Below are 16,947 nucleotides of genomic sequence, written 5' to 3' on the forward strand. Positions count from 1 at the left end.
TGATAAATTACAGGTGACAGTAAGAAGGGAATATGGAAGAAAAAATTACAGTTTTATTAATAGACGATCAATCTATCATCGGTGAAGCTATTCATCGAATGCTCAAGCCAGAAAATGATATCATTTTTCACTACTGTAACGACCCCACCAAAGCCATTAAAGTTGCTAAAGAATGTCAACCTACAGTCATTCTTCAAGACTTAGTAATGCCACAAATGGAAGGGTTATTATTAGTCAAGTTTTTACGTTCTAGAGATTGTCATACCGCCAATATTCCTCTTATTGTTCTTTCCAGCAAAGAAGAACCGACCATTAAAGCTAAAGCATTTGAATTAGGGGCAAATGATTACTTGGTCAAATTGCCCAATGCAATGGAATTAATAGCCCGTATTCGTTATCATTCCAAGGCTTATGTTAACTTTCTTAAACGTCAAGAAGCCGAAGCTTTATTTAAAGCCGAAATTATGCGTCAAGCAGCATATATTGAGCAGGTTAGCAAGGTGACAACTGCCGCTTTTGATGTGGAAAGAGATGCTTTTCAACCAGATATTTTAGAAGAAGTTGTTAAACGTAGTGACGAACTAGGACAATTAGCCAGAGTGTTTACTAATATGGTAAAAACAGTCAAAACTAGGGAAAAAGAACTCACTAAGGCTAACAGCCAGTTAGAGTCTTTATTAAAAGCTTACGGGCGGTTTGTACCTCATGAATATCTACGTTTTCTCCGTAAAGAAAGCATTACCGATGTGCAACTGGGTGATCATGTTAGTAAAATTATGGCTGTCATGTTTAGTGATATTCGTTCTTTTACTACCTTTGCTGAAGGAATGACACCCCAGGATAACTTTAATTTTGTTAATGCTTACCTAAAACGAGTTAGTCCCGAAATTCGCAACAATTACGGACTGATAGTAAAATTTTTAGGTGATGGAATGATGGCTGTTTTTCCTGATGGTGCTGATGATGCTATAGCTGCTAGTATTTCTCAGCTAAAACAGGTAGAAGAATATAATAAAAACCGTGTAAAAAAGGGCTATTTGCCTATTAAAATTGGCATTGGTATTCATGTGGGAAATATGATGTTAGGAATGGTTGGGGAAGAAAGCAGAATCCAGGGTGATGCTTTATCTGATAATGTGAATTTAACTGCTCGTTTGGAAGGATTGACAAAATTTTATGGTGTCTCTTTATTGATTTCTGAACAAGCATTAGACAATCTTAGTAACTCTGATAAATATCAAATTCGCTTTTTAGATCGGGTAGTTGTTAAAGGTAGAAGTGAACCAATTTCTGTTTATGAAGTATTAGATGCAGAGATTGATACAGTGAGATTTGTGAAACTGCAAACTCAGCCGGATTTTGAGCATGGTTTAGAATATTATCGTCAAGGGGATTTTGAGAAAGCCAAAGATTATTTTGAGAAAGTTTTAGCCATAAATGCTGTTGATAAAACCGCAGATTTATATTTAAGTCGGGTGAATTATATGATACAAAATGGTAAGCCAGAAAATTGGGATGGTGTTTGGCAATTTACCGAAAAATAAGGATGCCGATTGTAGAGGTAGAGGTTATTCTAGAAATGGAGATACAGCGTATTGTAGGTAAATAATATGGAATCTCTAGATATAAAATGGATTCGTTCTCAATTTCCAGCGTTAACTCAAACCATTAACGGACAACCAGCTATTTTTTTCGATGGTCCTGGTGGAACTCAAGTACCGGGTGCGGTGTTAGATGGGATCAGTGATTATTTAGTTAGGTCGAATGCTAATGCTCATGGGTATTTTGCTACCAGTGCGCGAACTGATGCGGTAATTAATTCTGCACGAGCAGCGATCGCAGATTTTTTAGGATGCGATAATGATGAGGTGGTATTCGGTGCGAATATGACTACTCTCACTTTTAGTGTGAGTCGTGCTATTGCTAGAGAACTGCAACCAGGTGATGAAATTCTTGTTACCAAACTTGACCATGCAGCTAATGTTTCCCCTTGGTATGCTTTAGAAGAAAAGGGTGTAAATGTTCGCGTTGTGGATATTAATGTTGATGATTGCACCCTAGATTTAAATGATTTAGCAGCAAAAATCAATCCCCGCACAAAATTAGTAGCGGTGACTTATGCTTCTAACGCTGTAGGAACAATTAATGATATCGCCAAAATAGTTAAATTAGCTCATGCTGTTGGTGCTTTGGTTTTTGTGGATGCTGTGCATTATGCTCCCCATGCACCTATTAATGTCCATCATTTAGATTGTGATTTTCTAGTTTGTTCCGCTTATAAATTCTTTGCTCCCCACGTTGGGATTTTATATGGAAAAAGAGAACATTTAGAGAGATTTTCTCCTGATAAAGTTAGACCTGCATCTAATGAAGTTCCATCAAAATGGGAAACTGGAACTTTAAATCATGAAGGTTTAGCGGGATTGGTAGCAACAATTAATTATTTAGCAAAGTTAGGTTGTCACGTATCTCCAACTTTAGATAATGAATTACTTGATTCTTTAATAGAAGCGGATAGAGAAGGTTTAACTACTTTTCATTGTCCCCGGTTTCTGACTTCACCTGAACAACCAAGCCATGAATTAGCATCTGCTTATCACAGTCGTCGTGCGGCTTTAGTAGCTGCAATGTCAGCTATTCAACAATATGAAAGAGAATTAAGTAAAAAGCTGATTTCTGGGTTGTTAGAAATTCCTGATGTAACGGTTTATGGTATTACTGAACCTAGCCGTTTTGTGTGGAGAACTCCAACAGTTTCTATCCGCATTCAGGGAAAAACATCGGTAGATGTAGCGAAGATGTTAGGAGAAAAAGGCATCTTTACTTGGCATGGTAATTTTTATGCTATTGAACTCACAGAAAGATTAGGTGTAGAAACATCTGGGGGCTTTCTGAGAATTGGATTAGCACACTATAATACTGGGGAAGAAATTAATCAATTTTTACAAGTTTTGCAGGAAGTTTGAAAACTTATGACTTAGAAAAAAGGGTTTTCAAAGCCTCTCTCTTGCAAGGAGAGAGGTTTTTTAGTCACCCTCTTAGCTAACAGGAATAGGCTCACCGCTAGACATAATAACTGGGAAATTATGGACATTAGGAGCGTGCATTGCTTGAATACCAATATTAGCTCGATTGAGTATATCCGCATTCGTTCTAATTACTGCACCTTGGCTATCTAAAATTGAATGATTGAAGTTGAAACCATTCAAATTAAAGGACATACTCACTACCCCGGCTGCGGCAAACCAAATACCAATGCTTGGTAATGCAGCTTGTAAAAAATGAAAGGAGCGGTGATTTCGACTTGCAAACCAAGGAATCAACAAGCGACCTAAATAACCATAATGTCCCGCTAAATAGCTATAGGTTACGTGACGTTGACCTAACTTATATCCAGCATTGGGAGGTTCATTTTCGTCCGTTGTTCGCAGTAAGGTAGATGTTACTAACGAACCATGTAAGGAACTTAATAATGCACCACCAAATACTCCTGTAACTCCCAACATATGGAAGGGGTGCATCAAAATATTATGGTCTCCTTGGAATGCCAACATAAAGTGAAATGTACCTGCTATCCCAAGGGGTAAACCGTCAGCAAAGCTACCTTGACCAATTGGGTAAACTAGCAATACTGATGTAGCTGCTATGACTGGTGCAGAATAAGCAATGGAAATCCAAGGACGCATACCCAAACGGTAACTTAACTCCCATAATTGACCTAAATAGCACCAAATCCCAATCAAAAAATGCAGCACTATTAGTTGATATGGTCCCCCGTTGTAAAGCCATTCATCAATGGAAGCTGCTTCCCAAATTGGGTAAAAATGCAGACCAATTGCAGCAGAAGTTGGAACTACTGCGGCTGTAATGATATTGTTACCATCCATGAGAGAACCTCGAATTGGCTCTCTAATTCCCTCCATATCTACCGCTGGTGCAGCGATAAAAGCAATTACAAAACAAGTGGTGGCAGCTAATAGAGTGGGAATCATTAAAACGCCAAACCAGCCTATATATAGACGATTTTCTGTGCTAGTTATCCAAGCGCAAAAACGATCCCATAGTTCAAAGAAATCGAATTCTTCTCGACGTGGAGCAATGATAGTCATTGTCTACACCTCATTTTTTGAAGATGATGATGAAAATTGATTCAAAATTGTGTAATACCAATTCAAAATTCAAAATTCAAAAACTTCAGAATTTTTCTGATTATCTTTATTCTAAGAAAAGTCGTAAGTAGAGTTACTATTTGTCAAATATCTTTGCAATTCTCAAGTAAGTATTTATTGGCTAGTTATTAGACCTCTGGTGAAAAAGGTGTAGGGACAATTCATGAATTGTCCCTACAAGGGTTTCAGGTTATGCACATTTAATTACCATCTGATGTCTATTAGCTATTAGTTTGCGTACACATCTAGCGGGCAAGATGCCCACACCACAAGAGTTTTATTATTCAAGTTTGTACCTCATTTGAATGGAATATGCTGCAAGACTTACGCAATAAACACAATTTATCCATATTTCCTATTCCCTGGTGTAACTTTGTTCTTGACGACGGTGGTTAGCAGCTTGTAATAATAAAGATTCGGCAAATGCGATCGCTTGATTTGCAGATTTTCCACCTGCCAACTGTGCTAATTCTTCTCTGCGGGTACTTAAATTATCCAAACAGGTAACTCTCACAACTGTCCGCTGTTCAGCATTACCATTTTTATTAATCACCTGTTTATCCACCCGAAAATGTCGATCTGCCATTGCTGCTATTAACGGTTGGTGAGTTACACATAATACTTGCTGATTTTGACTCAGTTGGTGTAATTTTTCAGCAATAGCTTGGGCAACTCTTCCAGAAACACCCACATCAATTTCATCAAATATCATTGTTTCTGCGCCATCATCTTGATTAAAACAAGCTTTTAAAGCTAGTAAAAATCGGCTCATTTCCCCACCGGAGGCAATTTCTGTTAACGGTTGTATTGGTTCACCGGGGTTAGGACTAAACATAAAGGTAATTTTATCTGCACCCATAGCCGTTGGGGAACTAGGCGCAATTTCAACTTGAAATTTTACCTTTTCCATTGCTAAAGGTTTGAGTTCAGCCAATAAATGAGATTCTAAATTAGCCGCAGTTTGACGACGCAGTTGGGTCAATTGTTGATTAACTTGATTGAGATATTGTAAACAAACTTGTTCTTGTTGTTCTAAAGTCTCAATTGATTGTTCATGGTTATTAAGTTCTGCTAACTCTATTTGGATGCGTTCAAAATAAGCGATCGCCTCTCCCAAATTTGGACCATATTTGCGACAAATTTGTTTTAATTCCCGAATCCGTTCCTCAACTTCCTCCAACCGCTGCGGGTCAGCTTCTAAACTTTCCCCATAAATGCTAATTTGTCTGCCTACTTCCATCACTGCTGCTACTGCATCTCTCACCAATTCCAACATCGGTTGCATTCGAGAATCAAACTCGACAATATGATTTAAGATTGTTTCACTGTCTCCCAATAAATCAGCAGCAGTAGGAGTTTCATCTTCATTTTGATATAAAGCTTGATAAACTTTGTAACTCATTTGTTGTAAATCAACAACATGATTGAGGCGTTGCATTTCCTGAGTTAATTGTTCCATTTCTTGCGGATCATCGAGATTCGCTGCACTCAATTCTTGAACTTGATAGGTGAGTAAATCGAGTTGTTGTAAACGTTCCCGTTCCGAAGTGCGCCGTTTTTCTAAAGTTTGGTGTGCTTGTTGATATGCACTAAAAGCAACAGCCACCTTTTGGCGTTGTTGAATTAAAGAATCACCACCGTATACATCTAACCAATCGCGGACTTGTGCAGATTGTCCCACTTGTACAGTTTGCCCTTGGGCGGTAATTTCTACCAAGCGATCGCGCAAATTTCCCATAATTTGCCGATTTACCAACACCCCATTTATCCGCGATCTACTGCGAATATTACTGGTAGTAACGGCAATTTCTCGACTAATAACTACAGCATTATCATCAATTAAATCAATTTCCTGTTCATTCAACCAAGCAGCCAGGAAAGGATTGATACTAAAAGTCCCTTCTACCAAAGCGCGACTAGTCCCCGTCCGAATCACACGACTAGAAACTTTACCACCTAAAACCGCATCAATCGCATCTAAAATAATCGACTTTCCCGCGCCGGTTTCCCCTGTCAACACATTTAAACCAGCGCCAAAATCCAACTCTAGTTGGTCAATAAGGGCAAAATTCTCAATTCTGAGGCACAGCAACATCAGGCTACAATCTCCGTGAGGGCAAATGCCGGATACTTATCAATTTTATCTCTATTCAGCAGGTAATGTATAGATGGTTATTTTTTTGTAACGGATTTTACTAAAGCTTGTCAGAATCAGGATTCAGACAATTACAACCCCAAAGTCCTACCAACAAATCCTGCAACATCAAAGTAACGAGTATTCAGTTTAATATTTTAAAACCGTCTTTAAGCCATTTTCAGCCGGTGCAGATTCTAAAATATGAGACTGAAAACTTACATTATTTATACCACCATGCAAAGCCTCATTTAAGAAAATTAACACCCTGTTCTCGAATGGCTTGTAAAGTTGGAGTGTCAGTAGCATTGACAGTCATCGGCCGCAAACCATCAGTCACAAAAATAACTGCATTGTGTGGCTGAATTTGTCCAGCAAATACCTGAAACCCAGCGATAACCTTGTATTAAAATCTTCATAATTTTGTGGTTTTTTCGGTTATGAAGATTTTACAACTGGTTGCATTAAATAGCACTTGAAGTTGTCAATACTTAATCCTATATACATACTTACTCACAAATCAGAACTATAATGTGAAGAATTATTTCTAGAACTGCTGATTTGGCAATTGATAGAGATAATTTCTTTATTTTGATGCTGTGGATGCCCAAAGATTTGAATATGTTTGTCAATACCAAAATAAATTTCTCGTGTTTACCTGCTGTTACTAAGTCGAAGATATATAGAAATGTTGCGCCTGTGATATTCGGTTTGATATTACCAGCTTTAATGCCTGGTGTTGCAGGGGCAGAGACTGTGATGCAAAAAGTAGCCCGGACAGGAGTATTAACTGCTGGTACGAGTAGAGATGCTTTACCCTTTGCCTATGCTGACAGTCAAGGAAAATTTACTGGTTATTCTGTGGATATGCTGACTTTGATTCAGAAGCAGTTAGAGAAAGAATTAGGCAAAAAAATCAAACTGAAATTAGTTGGAGTGACACCAGCAGAACGCATTTCCAAGATAATTAACCGAGAAGTTGATATTGTCTGTGATGCTAGTAGCTTTACTTGGCAGCGAGATAAAAAGGTTGATTTTTCGGTTAGCTATGGTGTAACAGGTACACAAATATTAATTAAAAAGGATAGTAATTTAGGTTCGCCTGAATCTCTCATTGACAAGCGTGTGGGTGTGATGGCTGGAACTACCAACGAACAAGCAATCAAGCATATACAACCCCAAGCCAAGCTTGTATATTTGAAAACTAGACCAGAAGGATTTGCTGCTTTGGAAGAAGGGAAAATTGACGCTTTTGCATCGGATAGCATTCTTTTAGAGGGATGGTTGCAAACAGCAAAAAATCAAGATAGTTTTGCTATTGTTCCCCCTCGTCCCTATTCACGAGAAGGAATTGCTTGCATGGTTCCTGAGAATAACTCTAAATTCCTCGACTCAGTAAATTATTCCCTCGTCAAGTTTATGCAAGGATTGGTCAACGATAACCCCAAATATGTGGCAATTTTTGACCGTTGGTTTGGTTTTCAAGGTGCTGTATATCTCAATCAGGACTTACGCGATTTAGCTGTGGAAACTATGCAATTGATGATAGAGTTTCACGAAGAGATTCCCCAGAAAGATTTGTAAGCTGTAGTTATTAGTTAACAAACAGTCTGACGATTCTTTTCAGCATTGATGGGTTTAATTAAGTAAAGTTTCAACATATACCAAACGATGTTTTTCATCAAAGGTATTTTTTGGAAGAACTTCACAATTCCCAATTCTTTGCTGTTCTTGAGTTCAATTAATTTCTGGTTATTGATTGCACACTGTTCCAAATACCAGAAAAAGTAGGGGTGATCTGTATTTAAGATAGTGGGAAAAGCCCTCGCTGCGGTTTTGTTGGTTTCTGTAATTACCTGATTATTGTATTTACGGGGATGAATTCCTAAAATTTCATAGAAATTCGCCCGTTCAAATACCGTCATTGTATGGGTAACAAACACAGTTAATAAGAAGAAACGCACCCATAACCGTGCTTTCCAATTATTCCATAACTGGGGTTGAGAACGTAACAAAGCCTTGAAAAAATCCCCGTGTCTATTCTCATCCTGACACCAGCTTTCAAACTTCCTAAATAGAGGATAAAACTGGAATTCTGGATTTTGTGCCATGTGACGATATACTAAAATATAACGCCAGTAGCCAATTTTCTCCGATAGGTAAACTGTGTAAATAACCCACTCTGGAGGAAAGAAAGTATAGGTACGATTTTTAGTGAGATAACTTAAGTCAAGGGAAAGATTAAAATCTGCCATTGACTTATTCAAAAAACCCGCATGACGCGCTTCATCTCTTGCTAGATATTCAAACGCTTCAGACAACAAGGGGTTACTATCTTTAATACGACGGGACAACTCTTTAAACAGCAGAAACCCCGAAAATTCAGAAGTGCAAGAACGTTCTAAAAAGTCAATAAAAGCCAGCCGTTTCTCACCCTGAATGTGATCCCAACCCTGTTTAAATTCATCATCACGAACAAAGTGATGGCGGTTATAATCAGCCTTAAGTTCATCAACTACAGCCCTGATTTCCGCTTCATGAGCAGAAATATCCATTTTTGCCACAGCATCGAAATCTGTGGTATAAAACCGGGGTGTTAATAATGTTTCTTGAACAGGTGCTTTGACACCTGGTTTCAACAACTCAACTGGGGGAGTTTCCAAAGACTTAACCATGATACTCCTTTTGCTATTTTATGCTTGTAAAATTATCTAAGCATAAATAGTTATTAGTAGTCATCAGTTAAATTATTGAAAGTAAATTGTACAAAATCATCTGCAATACTTTAGCAATTACCTGAATTTTTAGCGGCTGCTTGATGCAGAATTGTCAACAATGCCACCATTATCAATTGCATTATAAGTATCATTATTTGCTAAACCCAACCAAGGATCAGAACTAGGAGTTAGAAACAGTTCAGCATAAACTTTTTCATTCAGTTGATTTACATCAGATGTTTCATTTCCTTGTAAAAACCATTGATGAATTTGCCTATGGAACAGATATTCATTTCTGACTGTATCCAAAGCCATCACTGTTTCAAAATTTCTAATTACCCTGGATAAATTATTTTCTGTTGTTGTATTTGGTAATTTTTTAGCCTGAATTAAAGCTATGCTATTGCCATCAAGTTTGGCATCAGCTTGATACAATTGAGCTAATCTATTCCAAGTTGCTTGGTCAAGAATTTCTAAGGGATTAGGTGGATTATCTAAAGTCTCTGGTTGAATTGCATTGATAATTGGTCTTTCTACTACTGATTTAGAAACTGCTAAAGAACCAGCAACTCTCGCGCTAGGAGGTAAAGTAGAATTATTGGCACGTTCTACTAACTGAGGTGGAGACTGAATACCCAATTTTGAGAAATCTGAACGCCATTGATTTTGAATTCCATCAAGCCGACGCAGATGATATTGTTGTAATAAATTTTCGTATTCTCTACCGCTACGTTTACTTAAATTTGTTGCTATTATTTCCCCTTGCTTGAGTTGTTTAAGAAAAGCTTTCGGTCCATACAGTCCGGGAATGGCATCAATCGGACGACCAGAACTATCTAAAATGTAATGAATGCTATTCCCTGTGATGGTTCTTTCTAACTTGCGTCCGTCACCAAAATCAATGGTTACTTTAGGAACAGGTCGTACTGTTTGCCAATGCAAGATAAACTTTTCTCTCAATTCTTGAGAAATTTCCGAATTTGGATATAATGCGACTCTAAAAAATCGGCTGTTAGCACAACTGAGGTCTGTATCTAATCTACCTAACAACCGCAAAGAAAGGATTGGTTTACCACTAACTTTAGCAGCAGCCTTAGCTTTTTCTAAATCCGTGTACCAATACAACTTAGAAGCATAACAATCTCGTTGTTGACACAATTCGTCTAAAGCTGTTTTGATTTGTGGTGAGGGTAGTGATGTTAAATCGTTAATATGGGATTTAAGAAAAGTTTGTAATCCTGTTGCACCTTGTTGACGTAATCTTGTAGCTTCTTGACTCAGTTTAGATGTGTTTGAATTGGTATCTTGCGTATAACCAGCTTGTGAAAAGACGCAACCAGCTAAGATAAAAATAAAGGGGAGTTGCAAATTAGTAAACTTCATATTTTTGAAGGTAATTTAGTGGAGTGTTACAACTATGCCACTTAATTTTTGATATATCTAAGTAAGTGGGCGCTAAAAATTGTCGTTATGACAAGGGAACAGGGAACAGGGAACAGGGAACAGGGAACAGGGAACCGGGAATAGAGAAGAGGTTTTGGGATATTTTACTTTTTGTTACATATTACTCTTCGAGAAGCCGCTCCGCGTCTACGGTTTTTTTCTGTTCACCTGACTTGCAAATAAGACCCCTCCCCGCAAGCGAGGAGGGGAATAAGAAGTTTTTCATGTCTCCTGGTGTACGCAGTTCATGATGGCTACTTACTTGCTAATTCTTGTTTTTGCCGATGTTGGTAGATACTTACCCCGTTCTCTGAATAATTGTCTGTCTATAATCCGTTCATCGTTATTAAAATCAAGAATACGTGATGTTAAGTAAGTGGGCGTTAAAAATTGTCGTTATGACAAGGGAACAGGGAACAGGGAACAGGGAACAGGGAACGGGGAAGAGGGTTTTGGTGAATTTACTTTTTGTTACATACTTCGGTTTTTTCCCGCCGACTTACTTACTTCACTAATAACTAATATCTCTTGAGGGACAGATGTATTAATGGCGGTATTTTTTACCTTTTATGGACTTTTAAAACATCCTCTTAGAGGATGTCTGAAAAGTACGCGAAAGGTATATTTTGTCATTCTGAGTGGAGCGAAGCGGAACGAAGAATCTCCATTTTCCATTAATTTGTGAGATGCTTCACTGCGCTGGCGCTGCGTTCAGCATGACATTTGACACTTCTCAGACATCCTCTTAGGTCTGATGCACCAGGTATCTAATCTAAAATATACCCTCAGATAGATTTTAAAATTAACTAAACTAAGTATGGTTATTTGTTGCCCTACTAGCATAGAAAAGGCTAGATAGCAATCCTATTTGATTTTGGCGAAAGTGTTCTGCGCTCTGTGCCAAAGACTAAGTACACATAGACCGCTCCTCTTTCCTGCTTCCTATTACCTACTTTCAAGTCATATTCCACGTCACCAGTTGAAAGCTATTTTCAGCTATTAGCAATCGTTAAAGATATAATATAACTGTATTTAATTAAACTGGTGCATTCACTATTTAGGGGTTCAAAAACCTCAATGTTAAGTATTAATCAGTTAAAGATAAGAGATTTTCTGAAAATACCTGCACATTTAGGTGTGGTACTAGTTGCCAGTGTAGTGGCTATTTTGATGGGTAGCTTGGTACTAATAGGCTGGTATTTTAACATTGACATTCTCAAACATGGTTTCCCTGGTAGTCCTGCCACAATGAAGGCAAATACAGCACTATGCTTTTTGTTGTCTGGATTATCCCTTTGGCTATCCCAAATCATAGCGGTTCAGAGGTCAAGTTTCAGGGAAACAGAGGGAGAGGTAAATAATATAAATTCTCCTCGTCGGCGTGTTTTTTATTTGTGGCTGTCTCGAGTTTGTGCGGTAACAGTAGCCGGAATTGCTTCACTGACAATGATTCAATATTTGTTTGGCTGGAATTTCGGGATTGATGAACTTTTGTTTCGAGACTCACCAATAGTGGTGACGACATCCCACCCCGGACGCATGGGCTTTAATACCGCACTAAGTTTTATCCTAATTGGTGTAGCTCTATATCTAATTATTCAGCCAAAAAAACAGCGGTGCTATTGGTATGCCCAGATTTTTGCCCTAATCACCGCTTTGATTTCCTTACAGTCACTGATGGGCTATGCCTACAAAGAGCAAATTCTCTATGGTATTGCCGCACTGACAACATCAATGGCATTACATACGGCGCTGATTTTCATGGCGCTATCTATCGGTATTCTGTGGGCAAGTTCAAAGCAGGGGTTGATGCAGGTAGTAACTAATGATAGCTATGGTGGTCTAATAGCTCGTCGTTTATTATTGCCAGCAATAACAGTACCTTTTGTCGTCGGTTGGTTAATCGTTAACGGTGAACGGGCGGGGATGTATGATCCTGCCTTTGGCATTTCACTGTTTGCTATTGTTTTAATTATAATTTTTAGCGTTTTAGTTTGGCAAAGTGCGATGGTAATTGATCGCCTCAGTCGTCAACGCAATCGCGCCCAAGAAGCATTGAAAGAAAATGAAGAGAAATTGCAAAGTTTCGTTAACGCTAACATTATTGGGATTCTATTTGGCGATGTTTATGGTGGCATCTACCGGGGAAACGACGAATTTCTGAGAATAATTGGTTATACACAAGAGGATTTACTAGCTGGCAGGATAGATTGGCAGAATCTGACACCACCAGAATATTTATATTTAGATGAGCAAGCGATCGCCCAAGCCCAGTCCAGTATAGACGGCGCTTGTGTCCCATTTCAGAAAGAATATATTCGCAAAGATGGTAGTCGCATTCCCGTGTTAGTTGGTTTTGTCCTGCTGGGAGAAGAACGAGAGAAGTCAATAGCCTTTATTCTGGATGTGAGCGCACGAGAAGCTGCACTGGGTGAACTCCAGAAAACCAAGAAAAAAATCCTCCTACTCAACCAAAAATTACGGCGACGAGTAACCGAATTACAAACTTTGTTGGACATGATTCCTATTGGTATTGGCATAGCGGAAGATCCAGAATGCCAAACTATTAACATGAATCCGGCTCTTGCCAAGTTACTGAGGATGTCACCGGACGTAAATGCCTCCCTTACTGCTCCCCTGGAAGAAAGACCAACAACATTTAAAGTTTTCCATGAAGGTAGAGAACTGACCGAAAAAGAACTACCCATGCAGTATGCTGCGGCTCATGGGGTGGAAATTTTGGATGTTGAAGTTGATGTTGTCCATGAAGATGGCACAGTCATCAATTTGCTGGAGTATGTCGCCCCGCTATTTGACGAAGACGGTAAAACTAGAGGTTGTATCGGTTCATTTTTGGATATTACAGAGCGTAAGCACGCAGAAAACTTGCTGCGAAATCACCAAAAATGGTTAGAAGATGTACTTAATTTGATGCCGATTCCAGTCGCATTTATCGAACCAGGAACGGCACGGGTTATATTTGCTAATCAAGCAGCTGATAAATTAGCTGGGGGTGAATTTCCCAAAAACAAAGCAGCAGAAGAATATCACACTGTTTACCATTGTACGGATGCAGTAGGTAATACCATCCCTAATGAACAAATGCCAGGGGTGCGGGTGGCGCGGGGGGAAAGTTTGGCAGGAGTTGAGATAGACTGGCAGACCTCTGGAGGTATTGTTTCTCTCCTCATATTTGCTGATACTCTGCCAGCCATGCACGGTTATCCAGCCACCTGTATCATAACTTTCCAAGATATTAGTAAACTCAAACAAATACAAAACGACCTGTCATCGGGCTGCAAAAATCTCCAGCTACTCTTTAATACAGCTAACAGTCTCCTATCCAACCAGCAACCAGTGGCATTCATTGATACTGTTTTCCACCAACTGGCAGAGCAGATTGATTTGGATGCTTACTTTAACTATGTGGTTGAAGGAAACTCTCCAGTCATGCGATTAGGTTCTTACAGAGGTATTTCTGAGGAACTGGCCAAAGAAATTGAAATGCTGGTGTTTGGCCGAGCGGTGTGCGGTACTGTAGCTCAGGAACGGCGGGCAATTGCTATAAATAACGTGCAGGAATCAACTGACCCAAAAACAGAATTAATTCGCTCTATGGGGATTAAGGCTTATTATAGTTATCCGTTGATAACTCAGGGGCGGTTGATTGGTACTCTTTCTTTTGCCAGCCGTAGGGTTTCTGACTTCAATGAAAATCAAAAAGCACTCATGCAGGCAGTGTGTGAGCAAATAGCGATCGCCAAGGATCGAGCTAATTTGATCGCTTCCTTACAGGCACAAACTGAGCAGTTACGTGAAGCTAACCGGATGAAGGATGAGTTTCTGGGGGTTTTATCCCATGAATTGCGATCGCCTCTCAATGCCATAGTCGGCTGGTCTCATCTGTTGCGTACCCGCAAGTTCAGCGAAGATCAGGTAGCACAGGGACTAGAAACTATTGAACGCAACGCAAAGATGCAAAACCAGCTAATTGATGATTTGTTGGATATCTCGCGCATCATTAGAGGCAAGTTAAAGTTTAACCCTCGTGCTTGCGATTTGGTTTTCATTATTAATTCAGCAATTGAAACTGTCTCCCTAGCCGCCCAAGCCAAGGAAATCAATTTGCACTTTTACCCATATTCTGCGGCTACGTTGGCACAAATAGAGGGGACAAAGGCTGTTTTGCCCTTTACCTCTGCTGTGATTGTTTCCGGTGATTGCGATCGCTTGCAACAAGTCATCTGGAATTTGTTAACCAATGCTATCAAGTTCACACCCCAAGGCGGTAATGTAGAAATCAGGCTAGACAAGATTACTATCAGCAACCCAGAACCAAAAAATGATTGTAGCTGCACTTGCCTTGAGCATCAACAACCACCATTCAGGAAATATGCTCAGATTCAAGTAATTGATAATGGAATAGGTATTAGTTCTGATTTTCTTCCTTACGTCTTTGATCGCTTTCGTCAAGCTGATAGTTCTAGCACGAGGTCTCATGGTGGACTAGGACTAGGATTAGCACTAGTGCGTCATTTAGTAGAATTACATGGTGGTACTGTTCATGCAGAAAGTTTGGGTGAGAACCAAGGATCAACATTTACAGTCAAGCTACCACTCCTAGAAGAAAGCACAAATGTCGGGGAGCAAAACTGTAACAGAGAAGAAAAATCTGCCTCTGTGTCTCTGAATTCTCTGGCTAATGCCACCCTGGCTCTATCAGCCCATCTACCTCAACTCGAAGGTGTACGAGTGTTAGTTGTAGATGACGAAGCTGATAGCCGTGAATTTATTAGGACGGTACTGGAAGAATGCCAAGCAGAAGTTAAAGTAGTGGCATCAGCCTCAGAGGCTTTGCAGATGCTTACTCTGTGGAAACCGGATGTTTTAGTTAGTGATATTGGGATGCCAGAAGAAGATGGTTATTCTTTAATTCGCAAAGTGCGATTACTACCTCCAGAAAAAGGCAGAAATATTCCAGCAGCAGCATTAACAGCTTATGCAGGGGTAGAAGACCGAATGCGAGCTATAGAGGCAGGTTATCAGCTACATTTGCCTAAACCCATCGAGCCAGCAGAATTAGCTACAGTAGTCGCTAGTTTAGTTGAGCGCAATAAAAACATTATTAACGAACGTATTACAGAAGTCTGAAAATGACTGTTCTGAATATCTAAAGTTACAATATCTTCACCTGTTGTAATTGCAGTCATTTTATTTACCTACTATTCGTTTCTTTATTAGCTGTTTCACCCACTTAATTTTTGATATATCTACTTGCTAATTCTTCCTTTTGCTGCTGTTGATGGATACTTACCAACTTCTATTAATAACTGTCTTTCTATAATCCGTTCATCGTTGTTAAAATCGAGAATACGTGCGGTTACTTCACCAATATCTGTTAGTGGTTGAATCATAGCCTCATCAAGTCGAAAATGATCACCCCAAAAGTCTCTGCGGGGGTTAAAAAATCTCACTAGTTCACCATTTCGCCAATTAATTGAGCCTAAATCTGTACCTTTTTGCAAATTGCAGAAAACACAAGCATAACATAGATTATCGTCTGTACTTGCACCACCGTGTTTAACGCTAATTATATGGTCAACTTGACATGATGCAGTATCTTCTTCTGAAATAAGACAATATTCACAAATATTACCAGCACGTTCCACAACTAAACGCCTTGTTTCTAAATTAATGTAAGTACGAGACATTTTATTGACTCTCCGTGTTGATATATTTATGAGCTTTAGCTTTTGCTAATCTAATAATGTGTTCTAGATTCAAAAAAATATCTAACTCGCGTTTTTCTTCTTTGGTGAGTTCATTATTTTTAGCTTTGTCAATTAAATCTTCTAAACGGTTTTGTGCTGTTTCTGAAATGTGGAAGTTAATCACACTTTGAGGAGTAGTACCGGCAGCAATGAAATCTACAATTTCGTCGTAGACTTTGATGGTTTTAACAGATGTATTCATAGCGGCATCCTTTTTTTATTATTTTAACCGTTTAATTCTGCTAATTTATTTTTTGCAAACTCCCTCACCTGCTCATCTGGGTCATTTTCTGCTCTGTCGCTTAGAGGGTGTTTGAAAAGTTGGAAAAGGTATAATTGGTCATTCTGAGTGGAACAAAGTGGAACGAAGACTCTAGGGTTTTGCGCTACGTTCAGCATGACTTTTCAAACATCTTCTTGGGCTAAATCTTCTAAAATTGGCTTGAACACAAATCCCGCAGCCTGAGTTACTCCCCAAACAACTAACCAGTCCAACATAATACTCATATATAATTAGCTTTTAACTATGATTATATACATAAAATTCAGTAATTATTCTAAATAGCAGTAAATTTTATTTCTCTCAATATAAAATAGAGCAAATTTACTCACTAAAGTCTAAAGAAATATGAATATCTTTATATTTATAAGAAGATTAATAGTTAAATATTTTGTAAGAGATAAAAATAGCCCTGAATCTATATCAGCAGTGG

11 protein-coding genes are annotated in these 16,947 nt (G+C 38.8%); 4 read left to right on the top strand and 7 right to left on the bottom strand.

Annotated elements, in window-relative coordinates:
• The first annotated feature begins 32 nt into the window (after positions 1–32).
• Both H6G06_RS00620 and H6G06_RS00625 read left to right on the top strand, forming a co-directional pair.
• Complete coding sequence (locus H6G06_RS00620) at positions 33–1,544, top strand: response regulator (RefSeq protein ID WP_190556073.1); 1,512 nt, start codon at positions 33–35, stop codon at positions 1,542–1,544.
• A gap of 66 nt (positions 1,545–1,610) precedes the next feature.
• Positions 1,611–2,966 (top strand): cysteine desulfurase-like protein, encoded by a 1,356-nt coding sequence (locus H6G06_RS00625; protein WP_190556075.1) that lies wholly within the window; start codon positions 1,611–1,613, stop codon positions 2,964–2,966.
• Between the two features lie 72 nt (positions 2,967–3,038).
• Here H6G06_RS00625 and H6G06_RS00630 read toward each other — a convergent pair whose 3' ends face one another.
• From H6G06_RS00630 to H6G06_RS00640, 3 genes are all read right to left on the bottom strand, one after another.
• Positions 3,039–4,109 (bottom strand): photosynthetic reaction center family protein, encoded by a 1,071-nt coding sequence (locus tag H6G06_RS00630; RefSeq protein ID WP_190556077.1) that lies wholly within the window; start codon positions 4,107–4,109, stop codon positions 3,039–3,041.
• Between the two features lie 415 nt (positions 4,110–4,524).
• Positions 4,525–6,264 carry a DNA repair protein RecN gene (gene recN, locus H6G06_RS00635; RefSeq protein WP_190556079.1) on the bottom strand — a complete coding sequence of 580 codons (1,740 nt, stop codon included), beginning with the start codon at positions 6,262–6,264 and terminating at the stop codon, positions 4,525–4,527.
• Positions 6,265–6,453: 189 nt separating this feature from the next.
• A complete protein-coding gene (locus H6G06_RS00640; RefSeq protein WP_190556081.1) occupies positions 6,454–6,612 on the bottom strand; it encodes a hypothetical protein in 159 nt (52 codons plus the stop codon).
• Positions 6,613–7,032: 420 nt separating this feature from the next.
• Here H6G06_RS00640 and H6G06_RS00645 point away from each other — a divergent pair, with 420 nt between their 5' ends.
• Positions 7,033–7,887 (top strand): amino acid ABC transporter substrate-binding protein, encoded by an 855-nt coding sequence (locus tag H6G06_RS00645; RefSeq protein WP_422387040.1) that lies wholly within the window; start codon positions 7,033–7,035, stop codon positions 7,885–7,887.
• Between the two features lie 14 nt (positions 7,888–7,901).
• Here H6G06_RS00645 and acsF read toward each other — a convergent pair whose 3' ends face one another.
• Positions 7,902–8,978 (bottom strand): magnesium-protoporphyrin IX monomethyl ester (oxidative) cyclase, encoded by a 1,077-nt coding sequence (acsF, locus tag H6G06_RS00650; protein ID WP_190556083.1) that lies wholly within the window; start codon positions 8,976–8,978, stop codon positions 7,902–7,904.
• A gap of 129 nt (positions 8,979–9,107) precedes the next feature.
• Positions 9,108–10,403, bottom strand: coding sequence for a thioredoxin domain-containing protein (locus tag H6G06_RS00655; RefSeq protein ID WP_190556085.1), 1,296 nt, complete (start codon positions 10,401–10,403; stop codon positions 9,108–9,110).
• A gap of 1,137 nt (positions 10,404–11,540) precedes the next feature.
• Between H6G06_RS00655 and H6G06_RS00660 the strand changes: the two genes are divergently transcribed.
• Positions 11,541–15,614 carry a PAS domain-containing hybrid sensor histidine kinase/response regulator gene (locus H6G06_RS00660; protein WP_190556087.1) on the top strand — a complete coding sequence of 1,358 codons (4,074 nt, stop codon included), beginning with the start codon at positions 11,541–11,543 and terminating at the stop codon, positions 15,612–15,614.
• A gap of 119 nt (positions 15,615–15,733) precedes the next feature.
• Here H6G06_RS00660 and H6G06_RS00665 read toward each other — a convergent pair whose 3' ends face one another.
• Positions 15,734–16,174, bottom strand: a complete 441-nt coding sequence (locus tag H6G06_RS00665) for an HNH endonuclease (protein WP_190556089.1) — start codon at positions 16,172–16,174, stop codon at positions 15,734–15,736.
• A 1-nt stretch (position 16,175) separates the two neighbouring features.
• Positions 16,176–16,436 carry a hypothetical protein gene (locus H6G06_RS00670; RefSeq protein ID WP_190556091.1) on the bottom strand — a complete coding sequence of 87 codons (261 nt, stop codon included), beginning with the start codon at positions 16,434–16,436 and terminating at the stop codon, positions 16,176–16,178.
• Between the last annotated feature and the right edge of the window lie 511 nt (positions 16,437–16,947).

The organism is Anabaena sphaerica FACHB-251 (assembly GCF_014696825.1).
Lineage (GTDB): Bacteria > Cyanobacteriota > Cyanobacteriia > Cyanobacteriales > Nostocaceae > RDYJ01.